Source organism: Paenibacillus taihuensis (genome assembly GCF_003386535.1).
In the GTDB taxonomy this organism is placed as follows: Bacteria; Bacillota; Bacilli; order Paenibacillales; family Paenibacillaceae; genus Paenibacillus_Z; species Paenibacillus_Z taihuensis.
This window is the reverse complement of record NZ_QTTN01000011.1, coordinates 1-19,320: the sequence shown is the minus strand read 5'-3', so window position 1 is coordinate 19,320 and position 19,320 is coordinate 1. Positions and strand designations below refer to the sequence as shown.

Annotated in this window: 14 protein-coding genes and 2 pseudogenes; 12 read left to right on the top strand and 4 right to left on the bottom strand. The window is 53.5% G+C overall.

Annotation, left to right across the window (positions count from 1 at the left end):
- Nucleotides 1–19 precede the first annotated feature (19 nt).
- Nucleotides 20–1,180: an N-acetylglucosamine-6-phosphate deacetylase gene (gene nagA / locus A8990_RS11320; protein ID WP_116189144.1), complete on the top strand. Its 1,161-nt coding sequence runs from the start codon at nt 20–22 to the stop codon at nt 1,178–1,180.
- 65 nt (nt 1,181–1,245) lie between these two features.
- On the opposite strand, the gene A8990_RS11315 is transcribed toward nagA, so the two are convergent.
- Complete coding sequence (locus A8990_RS11315; protein WP_245995962.1) at nt 1,246–4,143, bottom strand: family 78 glycoside hydrolase catalytic domain; 2,898 nt, start codon at nt 4,141–4,143, stop codon at nt 1,246–1,248.
- Between the two features lie 353 nt (nt 4,144–4,496).
- Between A8990_RS11315 and A8990_RS11310 the strand changes: the two genes are divergently transcribed.
- Together A8990_RS11310 and A8990_RS11305 are read left to right on the top strand one after the other, a co-directional pair.
- The gene (locus tag A8990_RS11310; protein WP_116189142.1) at nt 4,497–5,729 is read left to right on the top strand and encodes an MFS transporter; all 1,233 of its coding nucleotides are present in this window, start codon (nt 4,497–4,499) and stop codon (nt 5,727–5,729) included.
- A 19-nt stretch (nt 5,730–5,748) separates the two neighbouring features.
- Nucleotides 5,749–7,509 (top strand): Rieske (2Fe-2S) protein, encoded by a 1,761-nt coding sequence (locus A8990_RS11305; RefSeq protein WP_116189141.1) that lies wholly within the window; start codon nt 5,749–5,751, stop codon nt 7,507–7,509.
- 57 nt (nt 7,510–7,566) lie between these two features.
- Here the strand turns inward: A8990_RS11305 and A8990_RS11300 are convergent, their stop codons facing one another.
- Nucleotides 7,567–7,833, bottom strand: a complete 267-nt coding sequence (locus A8990_RS11300; RefSeq protein ID WP_116189140.1) for a hypothetical protein — start codon at nt 7,831–7,833, stop codon at nt 7,567–7,569.
- A 117-nt stretch (nt 7,834–7,950) separates the two neighbouring features.
- On the opposite strand from A8990_RS11300, the gene A8990_RS11295 reads away from it, so the two are divergent.
- Nucleotides 7,951–9,759, top strand: coding sequence for an ABC transporter substrate-binding protein (locus A8990_RS11295; RefSeq protein WP_181909520.1), 1,809 nt, complete (start codon nt 7,951–7,953; stop codon nt 9,757–9,759).
- A 648-nt stretch (nt 9,760–10,407) separates the two neighbouring features.
- Here the strand turns inward: A8990_RS11295 and A8990_RS11285 are convergent.
- On the bottom strand, nt 10,408–10,839 hold the full coding sequence (locus A8990_RS11285) for a cupin domain-containing protein (RefSeq protein ID WP_116189137.1): 432 nt from the start codon (nt 10,837–10,839) through the stop codon (nt 10,408–10,410).
- Nucleotides 10,840–11,016: 177 nt separating this feature from the next.
- Here A8990_RS11285 and A8990_RS11280 point away from each other — a divergent pair, with 177 nt between their 5' ends.
- The 4 genes and pseudogenes from A8990_RS11280 to A8990_RS11265 form a co-directional block, all read left to right on the top strand.
- On the top strand, nt 11,017–11,592 hold the full coding sequence (locus tag A8990_RS11280) for an ATP-binding protein (RefSeq protein ID WP_116189136.1): 576 nt from the start codon (nt 11,017–11,019) through the stop codon (nt 11,590–11,592).
- 322 nt (nt 11,593–11,914) lie between these two features.
- The gene (locus A8990_RS32475; RefSeq protein ID WP_181909519.1) at nt 11,915–12,094 is read left to right on the top strand and encodes a hypothetical protein; all 180 of its coding nucleotides are present in this window, start codon (nt 11,915–11,917) and stop codon (nt 12,092–12,094) included.
- Nucleotides 12,057–12,227 carry a hypothetical protein gene (locus tag A8990_RS32720; RefSeq protein WP_116189134.1) on the top strand — a complete coding sequence of 57 codons (171 nt, stop codon included), beginning with the start codon at nt 12,057–12,059 and terminating at the stop codon, nt 12,225–12,227. Before A8990_RS32475 ends, A8990_RS32720 begins: the two co-directional genes overlap by 38 nt.
- Nucleotides 12,161–12,532: pseudogene (locus tag A8990_RS11265) on the top strand (5-methyltetrahydropteroyltriglutamate--homocysteine S-methyltransferase); the annotation flags it as partial. The gene A8990_RS32720 and the pseudogene A8990_RS11265, both read left to right, overlap by 67 nt.
- Before the next feature lie 202 nt (nt 12,533–12,734).
- Here A8990_RS11265 and gdhA read toward each other — a convergent pair.
- Nucleotides 12,735–14,111 carry an NADP-specific glutamate dehydrogenase gene (gene gdhA / locus A8990_RS11260; RefSeq protein ID WP_116189133.1) on the bottom strand — a complete coding sequence of 459 codons (1,377 nt, stop codon included), beginning with the start codon at nt 14,109–14,111 and terminating at the stop codon, nt 12,735–12,737.
- Between the two features lie 244 nt (nt 14,112–14,355).
- On the opposite strand from gdhA, the gene A8990_RS11255 reads away from it, so the two are divergent.
- The 4 genes and pseudogenes from A8990_RS11255 to A8990_RS11240 all read left to right on the top strand — a co-directional run.
- Nucleotides 14,356–15,339 (top strand): diaminopimelate dehydrogenase, encoded by a 984-nt coding sequence (locus tag A8990_RS11255; RefSeq protein WP_116189132.1) that lies wholly within the window; start codon nt 14,356–14,358, stop codon nt 15,337–15,339.
- A 160-nt stretch (nt 15,340–15,499) separates the two neighbouring features.
- On the top strand, nt 15,500–17,470 hold the full coding sequence (locus A8990_RS11250) for a GTP-binding protein (RefSeq protein WP_116189256.1): 1,971 nt from the start codon (nt 15,500–15,502) through the stop codon (nt 17,468–17,470).
- Between the two features lie 55 nt (nt 17,471–17,525).
- Nucleotides 17,526–18,761, top strand: a complete 1,236-nt coding sequence (locus A8990_RS11245) for an MFS transporter (RefSeq protein ID WP_342772817.1) — start codon at nt 17,526–17,528, stop codon at nt 18,759–18,761.
- 358 nt (nt 18,762–19,119) lie between these two features.
- A pseudogene (locus tag A8990_RS11240) lies at nt 19,120–19,320 on the top strand (transposase); the annotation flags it as partial.

The window sequence follows — 19,320 nt, the reverse complement described above, 5'->3', positions numbered from 1 at the left end:
GAAGGAGGGCGAAGACGAAATGAGTACCGTCTTAATCCGCAATGTGCGTATGTTCGATGAGCACGAGCTGACAAGCCGAAGTATTCTTGTTCGTGAAGGTGTCATTGAAACCATATTCAATGAAGACGACACAACTTCGATGATTTCGATGGCAGAACGGGTCATGGAAGGAGAAGGGCAAATCTTAATTCCGGGGATGATCGATGTTCATATCCACGGGGCCGACAGCTTCGATATGATGGACGGGACGACCCGGAGTGTGGAGGCTGTTTCCATCGCCTGCGCAAGGACGGGCTGCACCTCCTTTCTCGCGACTTCGGTTTCATCCTCGCTGGAGGAGCTTCTCCAAATGATCGCAAGCACGGCCCAGGTCGCGGGGAAAGAGCCCGGAGCGCAAATCGCGGGTATTCATATGGAGGGTCCGTACCTGCATGTGAAACGGAAAGGGATGCAGAATGAACGGTACTTACGCCATCCCGACTTGGACGAGATGACCCGGATATTGCAGCATTCGCACTCATTAATTCGAATGGTGACGCTCGCGCCTGAACTTCCGGGAGGGATGGAAATGGTCCGTTTCTTGAAGGACCGCGGAATTATCGTGTCCCTCGCCCATTCCGACGCTACTTACGAACAGGCGCAGCAGGCATTCAGATGCGGCGCGAGCCATGTCACCCATTGTTTCAATGGCATGCGTCCGATTCATCACCGCGATCCCGGGCTGATCGTTGCCGCGCTTGAAGAGCAGCATGTAAGCGTGCAGGCCATCGTCGACCATGTGCACTTGCATCCGGCAATCGTACGGCTGTTATACCGCGAGAAAGGACCTGACAAAATGGTGCTGATCACCGATGCGCTGCAAGCCATGGGGATGGGGGACGGAACGTATTTGTTTGGCGGTCATGAAGTGAACGTCTCCAACGGGACCGCGACACTCGCCGACGGAACGCTGGCTTCGAGCACGGTTACGATGAACGAGGCGCTGGCACATACGGTCCGAACAGGAATCCCGCTCGAGGATGCGATTATTATGGCGACAAGAACACCGGCCGATGTGCTTGGATGGACGAGAAAAGGCCGCATTGAATGCGGGGCTGATGCGGATCTGGTGCTTATGAATGAAAATTTCGAGGTGTTATGGACGATGATTCAAGGGAAGCTGGCATATTCCCGCGACTAAAGGCATGCCAAAACAGAAAGCGGAGCGAGTCATCTTTAGACTCACTCCGCTTTCGTGCGTACTATCTACCCAATCCGAACCTCATCAATCTCCAGCTCATAGCCTTCCGGCTGCTCGTACGCAAGCTCCACGCGCGCTGGCGCAACGACGCGAAGCTTCATGACCTTCGCCGCCTCGTCCAGCGACCAGGAGATGTCGATGCGTCCGCTGTCCGGCAGCGGAACGGCGCCGCGCGCCCATGTCAATCCGACCGGCTTTGGCGCGATCGACACTTTCGTCCAGCCCGGGCTGTCGCCGCGAACGCCGAGCACCTCGGTGCCGAGGAAGAAGACCGGTCCGGCGGACCAAGCGTGGCAGTGGCTGCGCGTCAGCATCCGCGGATTATGCGTGATGCCGCTGGTCGGATACACTTCCCATGTGCTCGTCGCGCCATTGTCGACCATCGCTCCGTACTGGTGCAGGATGTCCACCGCCATCGTGTCCTGATGCCCCAGCTTCGCAAGTGCCTCGTAATAGAAGAACGACATGAACGGGCTGCCGATCTGCACAAAATGAGCCGGCGGCTCGACGACATAGCGATCCAGCACCTCAGCGCGCTCGCCTTCCGCAATATCGCAAAGCATCGCAATCACTTGCGTCTGCATGCTCACCGTTGAAGACGGACGGCCGTCGATGTGGATGCAATCCAAGTAAGCGGCGCGGCCATCGTCCCACAGATGAGCGTTAATCGCACTGCGAAGCAGGCCGGCTTGCTCGAGCAGCCTAGCACCGCCAGCTTCGTCGCCAGCTGCCGAGGCGAGCGCTGCTCCATCACGCAAAGACTTGACGAGGAACATATTTTGCGGTGTAACGACGCCATCCCCCGGCTGCTCGAAGTTCGCCCAGTCGAGCAGGTTCCAGCCGCGCATGCAGAGCAGTCCGCGCGCATCGATCTTCAGCAAGTAATGCTCCAGCGTAAAACGAACATGCGGCCACATATCACGCGCAAACTGTTCATTGCCGGTATATTGATAGTGCTCGAGGCAAGCGCTGATCCAGAAGAACGTCCAGTTCGGGATGACGCTGCTCCAACCGCTCGGCACCTGATCCCCATAGAGCGGCGATTGGAAGGCAGAGCCTGGCACGAGCCGCAAGCAGCGCTCCACAATCTCCGCGGAGCCGAACGCATAGTAGTTGATCAGCGACGCGTTGCGCGCATCGCCAACCCAGTATGTCTGCTCGAATGCCGGACAATCCACGAACGTATCCTCCATGCAGAGGCGCGTCGAATCCCGGCTGATCCGCCAAACTTCATTCAGCATCGCATTGCTGGATTGGAACTGGCCCACATTCGCCGCAGGGAAGTTGCTCTGCAGCAGCTTCGCTTCCACTAGCTTCACCGGACGCGAAGCACCTCGCACCGTAATAGCCAGATACCGCAGACCGCGGCGCACGACGGACACATACGATTGTCTGCCCTCACGGCATGTATAGCGGAACGTATTGTCCAGCTCATAAGTATGCTGGCGCCAGCCGTCACGCATGAACTCAAAGCCATAGCCGTCGATGACGGTGCCTTCCGCGGCGTCGACTTCGAATGCGATATAACCAGACAGCTCCCGGCCAAAATCAAAGACCAGCTCCGTGTCCAGTTCCCCATGAACCGGCACGACACCGGTATTGCCGCTAGCCAGCACAGCTTGCTGCAACTGAACCGGCACAGGCTGCGGTTCATGGATGACATGCCAAGCGGACTCGCCATATACATCGGCGTGAGTGAATAGATCTTCTGGCACCTCGCGCACCCATACCGCATAGGAACCTAGTAACTGCTCAGCCGAAGCGACTCCTAGCATGGCGTCATATTCCGGCTGCTCCTTGCGCATCGATGACTCAGGTTGATGATCGATATGCTCGGCCCAATCGAACGGCCCAATTGCAACGAACGGAACTTTTTCACTCGCCCTGCCCTTGCTGCCAGCAAGCGGAGAACGCACCTCAAACGGCACATCCGCATGGAAGCCGAGATGGTACCCATGCCCATGCGAGCCGCGGCTCAGATCGAACAGCAAGAAGTGCTCTCCAGCTGGAAGCTCCGCGGTTACGAACTGCTGCGGATTTTCACCATAGTAGTCCGCAGCATCGAACCACTTGCCGTTCACGCTCACGCGAAGCGGAATCCGACCGTTGTCGACGCAGCCTATTGTGAACGATGCTGCTTCGGACATTGTCACCACGGTCGCCATAAACCCTACGAAAGAAATCGGGTTCGCATGGTTAACGCTATCCGGCACGAGCAGCGTCCGAATATCGAACACCGCATTCCATGCGGCGGGCTTCACGAAGTTCAGCTCTTCCACGCGAGCAGGGTAGACCGGCTCCTCAGTCAAGTATGGAATCGAACGCGGCACCAGACTCGTCCAAGGCGCCATGCCGACCTCGCCGATCACAACCGCCGGTTCCCAGCCGGAATCATCGAACGTCACATTTTTCCATGAGTCATCAACGCTTCTGGCATCATACCGCTCGGTAAAAGCCAGCTGGCAGGAGATACGCGACGAGAATGCATCGTACCCGCTGTGCGCAGAAGTCACCCAACTCGAATCCGTCGTCGCAATGACGCGCTCGCTGCCATCCTCCGAAGCCGAAGCCGCCTGCAGCAGCAAGCCGCCTCTGCCGCGCAAATATTGAAACGTCGCGACGCCGTAATGCAGGACGAGAACCGCAATCGTATTCGTGCTGCCTGCCTTCAGCAGATGTCCGATCTCATATTCATCATAAGCAAGCTCGAACGGCCATGACCGAACCGGCCCGCGTCCAACCTGCACCCCATTCACATAAAGCACATAGCGAGAGTCTGCAGTCAGCTTTACCGTTGTATTGCTGCTACCCTCCGCCTCAACATGAAAGCTTTTGCGAAAACAACGCCACGCATTGCGCGGGCTTTCTTCTCCCGAACCCCAAACCCACGATGCCTGCCACATAGTTAAGCGGCCTCCTTCGATTGTAGACATTTCATTTCGTTGACTCTCTCATTGTAAAGGAGAATGAGCGCGCTTACAGGGTTCAATTCAGACATGAATATAGGCCATTACAGACATTCGCCAAAACATTGCCTACCCAAAATGCCCGTCAAGCGAAGCATAAGAGCCCGAATCGCCCGTATCTGTGCAAAAAGGCCGATTTTGCCGCTGAATTGGGGCGTAAGCCGAGCAGATCAATTATTTTCGAACTAGACTGGAAAATAAAGCGCTTACCCTAATCGGCGGCTGTGTTACAATGTCAGCAATTGGATGAGCAAATGCCCGCAAACCCGCATGAGGAGGACTTTTCGCTGATGAAAGCAAGTCTTGGAATTCGAAGGCCCCATCTCTTTCGAAGCTCTCCCGTACCGAAGGAACGCCAGCTTGGCAGAGAAGCGATTATCGCGCTGATCATTCACGGCTGCTTTCAATTCGGAGCCTCGATGTCGGGGTTATTTCTGAACTTGTACCTGTGGCGCTTGACGCAGGACTTATCGGTCAACGGCTTTTACAATATGATCGTGTTCTTATGCACGCCTGTCGCCTTCGCGCTCGGCGGATGGGTTACGAAACGTAAGGACCGGATGGTCACCTATCGTATCGGCATTCTCACGATTGCAGTCTTTTACCTGGTCGTGGTCATTGCACAAGAGAAGGTAGCGGAGTGGTACATGCTGTTCGCGATCTTCCAAGGAATGGCCAGCGGCTTCTATTGGACCGCCTATCTCGTGCTGCAATATGATGTGTCGACGGAAAATAACCGGATTCGTTTCCTTGCGATTAATATGATTGTTTTCAACGGAGCAGGGCTAGTCGGTCCTGCACTGGCAGGGTTTATCATTCGCTTGAATGATGGGCTTCAAGGGTACATCATCACGTTCATTCTCGCTTTAGTTATGTTCGTGCTCGCCTCGGTCATCAGCTTCCGCATACCGACCGTTCCGCTCCATCATCGAACCTATCATCTGAATCTGATGGGCATCGTGATGCGCAAGAACGCCGTGTGGGTGAAAGGGCTAGCCTCCTTCTTCGTGCTCGGCATCTTTCAAGGAATTATGCTTTTTCTGCCGAATATACTACTCTATCAAACAGTTGGACGAGAAGACTGGGTCGGCTACTTCGGTGTCTGCTTCTCCGCGCTAACCGTTGCGACAGGCTATGTCATCTCGCGCAAAGCGAAGAAGGAGCAGGTGCGCAAGTACGTGCTGTTCTCGACAAGCGGTACTCTGTTCGGTGCAGTGTTTCTGCTCTACGATGTTGCGACGTGGACGGTGCTGATCTTCATGATCATGTTCTCGGTTTGCAACCCGCTGGCGATCAACACGCTTACCTCGTATTACTACAGGCTGATCGGGACGCTTCCGCTCAAAGGACAGCTGAAAGTCGAGTCCGTCGTGATGCGCGAGCTGTTTCTGAATACAGGACGGATACTGTCGATCACGCTGCTGTTAAGCTTCTCCAAGAACCTCGACTCTATCTGGCTGCCAGTCGTGTTGGCAGGAACGGCTTCCATGCAATATTTGTTGTTTTGGCTTATTCGAGAATAAGATCGGAGGAGTGGTTTCGATGAGTACGAAGACGGATTGGATTCAGGCTGGCAGCGTTGCTGAATTGCGGGAAAAGGGAGCGACCGTCGTTCGCGGCGGCATTGCAGTGTTTTCCCATGAAGGGAAGATTCACGCTGTCGATAACCGTTGTCCGCATCTCGGTTTTCCGCTGCATATGGGAAGTTTGTGCGACGGGATTCTGACCTGTCACTGGCATCATGCGAGATTCGATGTCTGCAGCGGCGGGACGCTCGACCCTTGGGCGGACGATGTGCCGTCCTATGAGGTGAAGATTGAGGATGAGCAGGTATACGTGAATCCGAGACCGCGATCGGCGAACCATATTGAGAAGTATAAAGAGCGGCTCATGGAAGGGCTGCAGCAAAATATTAGCATTGTCATCGCAAAAGCAGTCGTCGGCCTCGTGGAAGCAGGTGTCTCAGATGCAGAAATTGCTCGGATTGGCATTCAGTTCGGTACCGAGAACGGGAATGGCTGGAATTCGGGTCTGACCATACTGACGGCGATGGTCCGGATCATTCCGAAGCTAGATAAGCAAGGGCGAATTCTCGCTCTCTATCAAGGACTTGTTCATGTTGCCCGTAACAGCTCCGGACGCGCCAGCCGTCACCTGCTAGGAGCACTGCCGTCCGCGGACGTTTCCTTTGACAGGCTTGCTGGCTGGTATCGCAATTGCATCGAAGTGCGGGATACGCAAGGGGCGGAGAAGCTGGTCATCACTGCGATTGACAAAGGAATGAGCCTGGAGAAGCTCGCGGATATGATGCTGATTGCGGCGACCGATCACTTCTATCTCGACGGCGGCCATGTATTCGATTTCCATAACAAGGCGTTCGAAGCGCTTGAACTTGCCGATGAAGGACAGGCGAACCGCATTCTGACATCGCTGCTGCATATGATGGGCAATCCGACTCGAAGCGAAGAGCAGCACCACTGGCAGGCGCCGATCAACTTGGTCGAGCCGATTCAAGAGGCGGTGCGGCAGCTTGCGGAAAGCAATGGTGCTGGGGCTGGCGAGGGTAAAGCTGTGAAGGTGAATCAGGATGAGAACTTCATCCTGGAGCAGCTGCTCAGCGAACAACCGCTCCAGACGATTGAGCTTGTGAGAGATTTGCTGCTTGCAGGCATGGCTCCGGCTAAGCTGGCTCAGCTTGTGACGCTTGCTGCAGCGGAGCGGGTTGTGCGGTTCCACACGCAGAACGACTTCCGCGATTGGGTCGCTGTGCTCCATACGTTCACGTACGCGCATGCGGTGCATGAGCGGCTGCTGCACTCGGAAGAGCCGCTCTTGCAGCGGGCGATCCTTCATGGTGCGATCAGTGTCTATCTCGATCGCTTCTTGAATGTACCGGCGGCGAAGCGGCCGAAGGTGGCTGAGAGCAACGATGATGCGGCTGTACCGGGTATGGATGAGCTGCTGCAGCTGCTCGATCAGCGTCAGCAGGTCGATCGCGCGGCCGGGTGGGTGGCGAATTATCTGCACCGCGGCGGTGAGGTGCCTGCGCTGCTGAACACGCTTGGTGCTGCACTGCTTCGGGAGGATGCGGAATTCCATACGTTCCAAATGTTTGAGGCGTCTGTTGCCGAATACGAGCGGTGGTCTACGAGGCAGGATGCGTTCGCGCTTCGGGCACAAGAGACGATGCTGCTAGCATGTACGCGCTACTTGGCTGCGCATGCGCCGACAGCCCGCGAGCTTCCGCATACGGCAACAATTGCGTGGAGGCTGCATCGCGGCGAGCGATTGTTTGAGGAATAGAATAAAAAAGAGGAAGGCGGCTTTTCACTTTTCTAAGTGGAAGGCCGCCTTTTGCGATTATTCAGCATGAAGCTGTTCACCTCGCTTTTGCTCTGAACAATCGGGTGTCTTTTCTGTTTTAGCTAGCAGCCATCTGCTTAGGTAGCTCGGTAGTTTGAATCGGCCGGCTGCCCCCCCGGCTGATGCGGCTTTCTGCTCTTTTTCCGCTTTGCGCTTTGCTTTCGCCTCTCTGACTTGCTCGCTCTTGCGAATATTGCGTTCCAGCTCCTGTTGTTGGTATTTCCACAATTTCTCGGTCGTGTACGTGTTATTGTGTTGATGCATCTTTGTTTCCCCCTCTGCAATTTATAGCTTTATTATGCGCTCGCTAAAAGGGGATAAAAAGTGTAGAATCTTCTTAATAGACTTCCCCTTTTATGGATGAACGGAGGTAATAGCAACATGCAGAGCGGAACAGTGGAACGGTATTTGGACTTGTACCATCAGTTTGCAGGAGAGACGTCGATTGGCACGCCAGTTGAAGTATCGCTGGAGGATCTCGCGGATGTGCTATTCTGCACGACGCGCAATGTGAAGCTTGTCCTGCGCAAGATGGAAGAAGAAGGACTGATTGCGTGGCAGCCAGGACGGGGACGTGGCAACAGGTCGCGGCTTATTTTTCAATCGGATCGGGATACGATGCTGCTCGATCTTGCACGGGTGATGGCGCAGCGCGGTGACTATAAGCTCGCGTTTGAGCTCATTCATAAGCATGGCAAGGGATCGCAGGTGAAGGAGCGGTTCACGGAATGGCTCGATCATCATTTTGGCTATCGGGCAGAAATGGGCGAAGGGAAAGGGCTTGTCGATACGCTGCGGATGCCGGTTCAGCTTCCGATCATCACGCTCGATCCGGGCGATATCTATTATGCCTTCGATGCGCATATTGTCCGGCAAGTGTTCGACCGCTTAGTTGAGATGGACGCAGCAACCGGACAGATCGTTCCGTCGCTGGCGCATGCATGGGAATGCAGCCAGGATGCGACAGTATGGCAATTTCATTTGCGCAAGGGCGTACATTTTCATAATGGCTATCCGCTTACGGCTGAGGATGTGCGCTTTACGCTCGAACGGCTGCGCGTGGATAAGGCGCACAACTGGCTGATGCGCTCGGTGGTGAAGATTGAAGCGCCAGATCCGCGGACGATCCGCATCGAGCTTGCGAAGCCGAACCGAATATTCGATCAGTTCATGTCCTCTTCGACCGCGTCGATCTTACCTCGGGATGCGGTGCTGAAGGAGGGCGAGGCATTCTGGCGAAGTCCAATCGGAACAGGGCCGTTCATGATTACAGAGTGGAATGAGGACCGGCTTATGCTGGCGGCAAATCCGAGTTATTTTAGCGGGCGCGCGCATTTGGATGGTGTCGTTATTGCTTTTATGCCGCCGGAGCATGGAGTCTCATCGATAAAATGCTGGGAGAAGCTGCTGATAGATCATAGCGTGCAGGTGACGAAGCCGGAAGCAGAATGGGATTCGGTCGAGACGCTAAGCCAGGGCTGCACGCTCATGACGTGGAATATGGGGCGCCTTGGTCCGCAGCAATCGCCTTTATTCCGCAAGGCAATGGATCTGTTGATCGACCGAAGAAGGATGATCGAGGACCTCGGCGAAGATCGGAAGTATCCGGCTCGGGGGCTCCGACCGGATGCGCATACGCCGTATCGCACGATTCGTTTCGATCGGAATGAAGCGGACCTTTTGTTACGAGCAGCAGGTTACGAGGGGAAGCCGATTACGATGTATGCGGGCACAAGCCATAGGACCGATGCCGAATGGATTCAGGCTCGTTGCGCCGAGCATGGCATTCCGGTTAACGTGCAGATTCTGACTAGCTATAAGCTGCAAAGAGATACAAGCGAGGCAGATTGCGTACTGTACAGCATCGTGCTCGACCAGGATGATGTGTGTGAAATAGAGTCTTATGAGCAGCACGGCAGCTTCTTGAAGGAGCACCTTCAACCAGAGTTCCGCGAATGGGCGAAGCTGCAGATCGACCTTGCCCTCGCCGCCAAGTCGACCGATGAGCGGCGCATCGTGCTCGGCCAAATCGAGGAGCGGCTTCGCGAGGAGTCCTACGTCCTCTTCCTCGTACACCGGAAGAACAACGCAGCCTTCCAGCCGGGGCTTAAAGGGGTAACGGTCTCGCCGCTCGGGTGGATCGACTTTAAGGATGTGTGGGTGCAGACGGGGAGCGGCGTGGTGATGTGAGTGGGACTGGTGCGGGGAGTTGGGGGCTGAAGGCGAAGCGGAAGCGGAAGCGAAAGCGAAAGCGAAAGCGGAGAGCGCCTGCGGCAAGCTGAGAGTCGGGAAATCCGACTCTCAGTGGCGAAAGCGTGCAAATGGGTGGCTGAGAGTCGGAAAAAGCGACTCTCGGCAAGGCAATTGCGCCGCAGGAGGCCATGCGACGAGCTGAGAGTCGGGAAATCCGACTCTCAGTGGCAAAAACGAGCAAATGGGTGTCTGAGAGTCGGAAAAAGCGACTCTCGGCAAGGCAATTGCGCCACAGAAGGCCATGCGACGAGCTGAGAGCGTGAAATCCGACTCTCAGTGGCGAAAGCGTGCAAATGGGTGGCTGAGAGTAGGGAAAGGCGACTCTCGGCAAGGGAATTGCGCCGCAGAAGGCCCTTCGACGAGCTGAGAGTCGGGAAATCCGACTCTCAGTGGCAAAAACGCGCCAAAAGTTAGCTGAGAGATCCAAATGGGATCTCTCATCATCATCCCCAAGTAACATTGCTTCTGCTGAGTCTCCTGTTCTGACTCGAAAGCGGAAAAACCCTCTCTCGGCGCGCGAAAGTGGGGGGTCTCGCAGTGAGAGCGGGAAAAATCGCTCTCACTGCGCAGCGGGGTCAGTGTAAACTAGTTGGTTTGAGATCTGTCCGGGCGCAGCCCCTCCAGCTCGGGCAGCAGCGTCACGCTCTCCAGTTGGTTCGGATCGGTGCGGGCGATGACTGCCGAGCACGACTCTGTCGCGGAGGCATTGTACGTCAGATGCGGGACACCTGGCGGGATGTACAGGAACTGCCCAGCCTCCACCTCGATATGCTGCTCGAGCTGCTCCCCGTGCCACATGCCTGCTTTTCCGCTCAGCACATAGATTGCCGTCTCATGATCCTGATGCAAATGCGCTTTGCTGCGCCCGCTCGGCGGGATTGTCAGCAGATGCATACAGATTCCTTTCGACTCAACGCTCTCCGCTGAAATAGCTTCCATATAATCAAATCCCTGCGTTCCCTGGCTCTCGCTTGTCGTACGAATCACTTTACATTCCGCTCCCGGAACTTTGCTCATATCATCAATCCTCCCGCATGATCACATTACTCCTACTAGCATATTCCACACGTCCGACAACTCGACTCCCTCAAAAACCAATCCCCTCGCTAATTCTCCGACCGCACAGGATTTTCACTCTTTCAGAAGAATTGGTAGTAAAACCACCATCTCTTTCAATCGAATGGAGCTGTATCGATGACAAGACTAGTAGTCGTCACAGTCGGCAAAACCCACAGCGGCAAGTCGACGTTCGCAAGAGCACTTGAGGAGCAATTGCAAGACTCAGTTGTAGTTGATCAAGACAACCATGCAGGATTCATTAATGCTTATTACACCAAGCTTAGGCCTATGAACGGTCCGAACCAGCTCAAATATGCCATCACCCAAACGATAGTCGAATACGCGATTCATCAGACCGACCTCCATCTCATCCTGTGCAACTCCAATCGCGACAGGGACGGGCGATTGCGGCTGCTCAAGCATTTTCAACAAGAAGGCTTCACAACTGTGCTGGTGGAGTTTGATCTCCCAGCCCAGATTCTCGAGGAGCGGGTAGCGAATAGCGAGCGCAGCAAAAATATTTTTCGCTTTGCTTCCTCCTTCGAAGACGTACTCCGCCGCCAGCAAGCCGATCCGAATAAGGACGCCATGAATAAGCCGCTAGCCGATGAGGCTGATTATTTATTCGTGATTAGGGACGCTCACGATGTTCAGACAGTCATTCAACGGATTCTCGATATTCCGAATCTTCTAAGTGCCGAATTCACTTGACTTGACGAAGTAGCAAATAGTTGATAGCGCACCGCCTTAATAGTAATAATTACGTCTATTATAGATGATAATAAGAGTTAAAGTACATAGGACTTCCTGGTTAGCTTGTCACTGCATATATAAAGGTTTCAGCTCTAATTTTGCACTTTGATATAGCTTTAAACTATAACAAAGGATAGTTTTGTTCGATTGTTCTATATCAGTCATCACATGATAACTTATAAGACAAGAGAGAGTTGCTGTTTAATTTATAATTTCTGGAAAGACATAATACTTAATTTAAATAATTAGAGGAGCGAAACAACATGTCACAAGCAGCATTTTGGGATACCCGCGCATTGGCGCAGATCGGGAATGGAAGAAATCACTCGAAGCATTCTGGGCGGGCAAAATTGACGAGGCGACGTTCCAGCAGCAACAGCAGCAACAGCAGGAGATTCGACTAAACCACGTTTGCCGATGCGGTGCCATCGCTCAACATTTTGCTCCGAACGTACTTTGAATCGGTTGAATATTACACGGATATCGTGTCGCTGCCGGTAAAAGGGATCGGACTTGATTTTGCCCATGGTCTGAACGGCTGTTCCCGACGACGACGATCGGCAGCTTCCCGCAAACGACAGAAGTGCGAATAGCGCGCCAGCTGTGGCGCAAGTGCGAATGGACGAATGAGCAGTACAATGCATTCATTCGCGCTGAGATTGATACATGGGTGAAGTTACAGCAAGAAATCGGCATCGATGTTCTCGTACACGGTGAATTTGAACGGACTGACATGGTCGAATTCTTCGGCGAGAAGCTGGAAGGCTTCGCATTCACTCAGAACGGCTGGGTGCAAGCTTACGGCTCATGCTGCGAGAAGCCGCCGGTCATCTATGGTGACGTTGCTTTCGATAAGGCGATGACTGTTGCGGAGACGGTATATGCGCAATCGCAGACTGTGTAGAGTCGCTGGAGAAAGCAGGCATTGGCATGATTCAGGTACGGTGGCATCGCTTCGGAACATGGTAGAGGCTGCGAAACTTTCACGTGAGAAGTTTGCTTCACTGGTCTAGCCAGTCTTGGCACAATACTAGAAGATAAATAATAGAAGCCCCCTTACCCTTACACAAGGGGGCTTCTTGGCTTGCAGAGTGCTAAAGCTAGATAACACCTTGAGCAATCATGGCATCGGCAACCTTCGTGAACCCGGCAATGTTCGCACCAATAACCAGGTTACCTGGATGGCCGAACTCTTCCGCGGCTTGCATACTCCGTACGAAGATATTTGTCATTATTGCATGGAGCTTGGCATCCACTTCTTCAAAGGTCCACGAGCCTCTCATGGAGTTTTGGGACATTTCGAGCGCGGAGACTGCTACGCCGCCGGCATTGGCCGCTTTGGCAGGTCCGAACAGCACGCTGCCTTGCAAGAAGACTTCAATCGCTTCCAGCGTAGAGGGCATGTTCGCGCCTTCTCCGATTGCAATGACGCCGTTCTCGACCAGCAGCTTGGCCGCATCTTCGTCGATTTCATTCTGCGTCGCGCAAGGCAGGGCGATGTCGCAAGGGAGCGTCCAGATGCCGCTGCAGCCCTCCACGTAAATCGCATGACGGTGCTCTTTGACATACTCGCTGATCCGTTTGCGCTCTACTTCCTTCAACCGCTTGACCGTTCTCAGGTCGATGCCGTTCTCGTCATAGATATAGCCGTTCGAATCGCTGCACGCGATAACTTTGGCACCAAGCTGCTGCGCCTTCTCCATGGCATAGATCGAGACGTTGCCGCTTCCCGACACAACGACCGTGCGTCCTTCGAAGCTCTGACCCTTCCACTTCAGCATCTCATTGACGAAATAAACGCAGCCGTAGCCAGTCGCTTCCGTACGCGTGAGGCTGCCTCCGTAGAGAAGGCCTTTGCCGGTCAAGACGCCGGCTTCGTTGCCGCCTCTGATCCGCTTGTACTGGCCGAACATATAGCCGATTTCTCTTCCTCCAACGCCGATATCGCCTGCAGGTACGTCAACGTCAGGGCCGATATGCCGGTACAATTCCGTCATGAAGCTCTGCGTGAAGCGCATAATTTCCATATCGGACTTGCCTTTCGGGTCAAAATCGGAGCCGCCCTTGCCGCCGCCGATCGGCTGGCCGGTCAACGAGTTTTTGAAAATCTGCTCAAAGCCGAGGAACTTGATGATGCCGACGTCTACGGATGGATGGAAACGAAGTCCGCCCTTGTAAGGACCGATAGCGCTGTTGAATTGAACGCGGAAGCCGCGGTTTACTTGGACATTACCGTTGTCATCGACCCATGGCACGCGAAAGATAACGGCACGTTCTGGCTCTACCATCCGTTCTAGGATGTTATGCGTGATGTACTTCGGATGCTTTGCTAGAACAGGGACAAGAGAGTCCAAAATTTCTTTTACAGCTTGGTGGAAAATAGGCTCATTCGGGTTGCGTTTGAGCACGGTTTCATAGACGGAATCTACGTACGCCTTCGCTTCTTGGTCGTTTTTTTCGTGTGTTGTGGTCAGCATGGTATAATTCTCCCTTCATAAATTTGTACTATTTGCATGATTGTTTGCACTTTGTACACTATCTTAATTCAACATCTCCCATTTTTGTTAACAATTATATTTTTCAGTGTGATAAAAAAACTTTATCGCAGTAAAGCGGGAAATTGGTAGATTACTGGCACACAAACCTAACACGACGTGTTATACTATGAAAAACATTTTCACGCACTCTCAAAATACAATTACAAGGAGCACGGACTAGATTATGGCAATTAAAGTTGGTATTGTAGGCTACGGTAACCTTGGTAAAGGCGTTCAGCAAGCAATCGCGCAAAATCCGGATTTTGAACTCGTCGCTATCTTCACGCGTAGAGAACCAGATCAATTGGCTTCCCTTCAAGGCGAAGAAGTGAAGTTTGAACATATTTCTGCTGCAGACGCTTATATCGGCGTCATCGACGTGATGATCATGTGCGGCGGTTCGGCTACCGATCTTCCGGAACAAACGCCGGTTATGGCGCGCATGTTCAATACGGTGGACAGCTTCGATAAGCATGCGAAGATCCCAGAGTTCTTCGATGCGGTAGATGCCGCTGCTAGAGAGAACGGCAAGGTGAGCGTAATTTCCACAGGCTGGGATCCAGGCCTGTTTTCCTTGAACCGTCTGCTTGCGCAGTCGATCCTTCCTGAAGGTACGGACTACACGTTCTGGGGCAAAGGGGTTAGCCAAGGTCATTCCGATGCAATCCGCCGCGTGCCTGGCGTGAAGGGCGGCGTACAATATACGATTCCGGTTCAAGAAGTAATCGAGCGTATTCGTTCCGGGGAAACGCCTGAGCTGGCAACTCGCGAGAAGCATCTGCGCGAATGCTATGTTGTCGCAGAAGAGGGCGCGAACCAAGAAGAGATTCGGGCTGCAATCGTCTCGATGCCGAACTACTTCTCAGATTACGACACAACGGTGAATTTCATCTCGGAGGAGGAGCTGCGCAAAGAGCATGGGGAAATGCCTCACGGCGGCTTCGTTATCCGCAGCGGAATTACAGGTCAAGGCAAGCGCCAAATTATCGAGTTCGGCTTGAAGCTGGACAGCAATCCGGAGTTTACGGCGAGCGTGCTTGTCGCTTATGCAAGAGCGGTGGTTCGTATGAGCCGCGAAGGGCTCAAAGGGGCGAAGACGGTGTTTGATGTTCCGTTCTCCTACTTGTCGCCGAAGTCGGCTGAAGAGCTGAGACGCGACCTTCTATAATCCAACATTTCTAATACAAACAAGAAGACCTGCAGATGGGCACTTTTGGAAGTGTCCAGCCATGCAGGTCTTCTTTATTTTGTCGTTCACAGATCACTGTCCTGTGGTATGATAGTTTGACAGTAATTTGGTAAATTGGACAGGAAGTAAGTGAGCGATGATGAATCCGATTACGATTGGCTTGTTCGCACACGTGGACGCGGGGAAAACGACGTTTGCGGAACAGCTGCTTTATCATACGAATAGCATTCGGGAGCGGGGCAGAGTCGACCATAAGGACGCCTACCTCGACAGCCATGAGATCGAGCGTGCGCGGGGCATTACGGTATTTGCCGATCAAGCGGTTATGGCTTATAAAGGGACGACCTACTATCTAATCGACACGCCGGGTCACGTCGATTTCTCGCCGGAGATGGAGCGGGCGCTGCAAATTATGGACTATGCCATCCTCGTCGTTAGTGCGGTTGAAGGCGTGCAAGGGCATACGGAGACGGTGTGGCAGCTGCTGCATAAGCACCGCATTCCAACGTTCTTCTTCGTGAACAAAATCGACCGGGTTGGCGCGGACGTGAACCGAGTGCTCGAGGAAATCCGCATGCACCTGACGCCTGATGCGTGTCTCATTACGGATCGTTTATCGGGCGGTAGTCTGGGCGGAACGTTAATCGAGATGATCGCGGAGCGGGATGAGCGGCTGCTGGAGACCTTCCTTGGGGGCGGAACGAACGCACAGGATCAAGCCTTCTGGCTGCGAGAATTGCAGAGGATGGTTCGCGAGCATCGGCTGTTTCCATGCGCGAGCGGTTCTGCCTTGCAGGACGTCGGCGTGTTGCCTTTTCTGGAGCAGCTGCATGAATTAACAAGCTCTTCTTATGCCGATGAGGATGCTGCTTTCGGCGGGCGTGTCTATAAGATCCGTCATGATCAGAGCGGTGTGAGGCTCACTTATATCAAAGCTCTAAGCGGTACGCTGAAGGTGCGCGATGAGCTGTGTTATCAGAGCGGAGACGAGCAGATTTGCGAGAAAATAACGCGTCTATTCCTCGTGAACGGGACGAAGACGCAGGCGGTTGATCAGGTCCGCGCGGGCGATCTGTTCGCGGCTGTCGGGCTGTCTGCCGCTAATGCGGGGCAAGGCTTGGGCAGCTTCACGGATCGACTCGTGTACGATATGGTGCCGACGTTGACTTCCCGGGTCAATTTTGCGGCTGATAAGCTTAATGTGAAAGATGTACTGAGGGCTTTCCAGCTGCTGGATGCAGAGGATCCTTCCCTGAACGTTATCTGGGAAGAGAGCTTGCAGGAAATTCATATCCACGTCATGGGGCTCATCCAGCTTGAAGTGCTGCAGCAGCTTGCGAAAGAACGGTTCCAGCTCGACGTGACGTTCGGCAGTCCGGAAATTTTGTACAAGGAGACGATCGCTTCTCCTGTTCGCGGATACGGACACTTCGAGCCGTTAAGGCATTATGCCGAGGTTCATCTGCTCTTGGAGCCGGGCGAGCGGGGCAGCGGGATTACGTATGAGACGGTATGTCATCCGAATGTGCTCAGCATCGGCAATCAGAATTTGGTGCGGACGCATCTGTTCGAGCGCGAGCATCATGGCTTGCTGACAGGAATGCCGCTGACCGATGTGTTGGTGACATTGCTCGTAGGAGCAGGTCATAACGAGCATACGCATGGCGGCGATTTCCGCGAGGCTACGTTTCGTGCATTGCGGCAGGGGCTGGAGAAGGCGGAGAACGAACTGCTGGAGCCATTTTACGAGTATAAAATAAAAGTGGAAATCGATTATCTCGGCAAAGTGTTGTCTGACATCCAGCGCGCTTCCGGCCAGTTCGAGCCGCCTCACACAACGACGACTCACGCGATCGTCACGGGCAAAGTTCCGGTAGCGACGTTCATGGACTACAGCACCGAGCTGGCGTCGTTCACGCACGGCAAGGGCATTATTCACTTGGCGTTCGCGGGCTATGATCGGTGCCACAACGAGCAAGAGATTATCGAGCGCAAAGCGTACCGGAAGGACGCCGATCCGCTGTATACATCGTCTTCGATCTTCTGCGCGAAAGGAGCCGGGTATACGGTTCCTTGGGATGAAGCGGAAGCGAAGATGCATTTGTTATAGAGATAGATTTGTAATACGAAATAGAAATAGATTCATGGTGGAGGGGGAAATCAACGTGGCAAAAGCATTAGCGAAAGCAGCCGTTCCGATCGGAGCAGCTACTGTGTTTCCAATTCTTTTCGCGATCAGCATCGTCCATATGCTTAACGACACGATGCAATCGACCGTGTCGGCGCTGTTCCCGATTTTGAGAGATTCGATGAATCTCAGCTATAGCCAGATCGGGTTTATCGCTTTCGCGATGAACATTACAGCAGCCGTCATTCAGCCGCTCGTCGGCTTGTCTGCGGACCGTCGTCCGAGGCCTTATATTCTGCCGGTCGGGGTCGCATTTACGCTCATCGGCGTCATCGCGCTCGCGCTTGCGCCGCAGTATGCGTACCTCGTCATTGCCGTTATGATGATCGGGATCGGCTCGGCGATTTTCCATCCGGAATCATCGCGCGTTGCTTATATGGCTGCAGGGGGCAAAAGAGGGCTGGCGCAGTCCATCTTCCAAGTCGGCGGCAACATCGGCAGCGCGCTTGGACCGATTATGAGCGCCGCGATCTTCGTACCGCTCGGACAAATTAGCGTACTCTGGTTCACGATCGCCGCTGTCGCTGGTATCATGATTCAGACCTACGTTGCTCGGTGGTACAGCCACAATACGCTGCAGCCGCGACCTGTCGCTTCGAAGGCGAAGGCAGCTGCCGGCGCTGCGAAGAAGAAAGCGCTGTTGTCCCGCAATCAAGTTATCGGAGCGATCTCCATTCTCGTGTTCCTCGTCTTCACGAAGCATATTTATATGTCGAGCATATCCAGCTATTATAGCTTTTACTTAATTGATCACTTCGGAGTTAGCGTGCAAAATGCGCAGCTATTCTTGTTCGCTTTCCTCGCAGCTTCAGCGGCGGGCACATTCTTCGGCGGACCGATGGCTGACCGTTATGGACGACGGAACATTATCTGGTTCTCGATTCTGGGTACTGCGCCATTCTCGATTCTGCTGCCGTACAGCAATCTCGTTTGGTCCGGAATCATGTGCGTCTGTGCAGGCTTCATCCTGTCTTCGGCGTTCTCCATCATCGTCGTGTTCGCACAAGAGCTTCTCCCAGGCAAAGTCGGACTTGTATCCGGTCTGTTCTTCGGACTCGCGTTCGGTATCGGCGGCCTGGGTTCGGCCGTTCTCGGCTGGATCGCAGACTCCACGAGCATCGAGCATATGATGAAGCTGACGGCATACTTGCCGCTGCTTGGTATTTTGGCAGTATTGCTGCCGAAGGATGAGCGGGTACGCGGTGCTTCATAAAGTTCATATCAAAGTTAAAAGGCACCCTGGTGGGTGCCTTTTTGTTATTATGCAGAACTAACTGCATGGTACATGCTTGTCCGTTGCCGGTGCTAAAGTGATCTATGTTGGATAAATCCACTCATTTTCCCCTGAAATCACACTTTTTTTTGGCTATATTGGATTTTTCCACTCATTTTCGGTTGATAGTGTAGAAAATGCTGGTTTTGAGCAGAAATGAGTGGATTTAGAGTCAATTTCATAATGAATAACCCCTTGGAATTAAAGGCTTTTTAGCATGCAAAAAAGGAGTGCCTCCCCAATTTCTCGAAGTTATGGTTACCACACCAAATAACTGAGAAAAGAAAGGAGCACTCCTATGTACTCTATTCAACAAGAAGAGCTGTTTTCCTTCGAGGATTTAATGGAATTTGAGGCAGAAGCAAAATATACAGCTATTTTATCCCATTTGCCGATTGGGACCATCCTACACGCGATCAGTGGTTCTCCTCAGCGCGGGCGTCCGGAATCGATCAATACGCGGGCCATGATCTACTCACTCCTTATTGCAAAAATCGAA

Excerpts from the sequence above, each read along its gene's own strand:
- nagA (WP_116189144.1), top strand. The coding sequence starts at position 20 with ATGAGTACCGTCTTAATCCGCAATGTGCGTATGTTCGATGAGCACGAG.
- A8990_RS11315 (WP_245995962.1), bottom strand. The coding sequence starts at position 4,143 with ATGTGGCAGGCATCGTGGGTTTGGGGTTCGGGAGAAGAAAGCCCGCGC.
- A8990_RS11310 (WP_116189142.1), top strand. The coding sequence starts at position 4,497 with ATGAAAGCAAGTCTTGGAATTCGAAGGCCCCATCTCTTTCGAAGCTCT.
- A8990_RS11305 (WP_116189141.1), top strand. The coding sequence starts at position 5,749 with ATGAGTACGAAGACGGATTGGATTCAGGCTGGCAGCGTTGCTGAATTG.
- A8990_RS11300 (WP_116189140.1), bottom strand. The coding sequence starts at position 7,833 with ATGCATCAACACAATAACACGTACACGACCGAGAAATTGTGGAAATAC.
- A8990_RS11295 (WP_181909520.1), top strand. The coding sequence starts at position 7,951 with ATGCAGAGCGGAACAGTGGAACGGTATTTGGACTTGTACCATCAGTTT.
- A8990_RS11285 (WP_116189137.1), bottom strand. The coding sequence starts at position 10,839 with ATGAGCAAAGTTCCGGGAGCGGAATGTAAAGTGATTCGTACGACAAGC.
- A8990_RS11280 (WP_116189136.1), top strand. The coding sequence starts at position 11,017 with ATGACAAGACTAGTAGTCGTCACAGTCGGCAAAACCCACAGCGGCAAG.
- gdhA (WP_116189133.1), bottom strand. The coding sequence starts at position 14,111 with ATGCTGACCACAACACACGAAAAAAACGACCAAGAAGCGAAGGCGTAC.
- A8990_RS11255 (WP_116189132.1), top strand. The coding sequence starts at position 14,356 with ATGGCAATTAAAGTTGGTATTGTAGGCTACGGTAACCTTGGTAAAGGC.
- A8990_RS11250 (WP_116189256.1), top strand. The coding sequence starts at position 15,500 with ATGAATCCGATTACGATTGGCTTGTTCGCACACGTGGACGCGGGGAAA.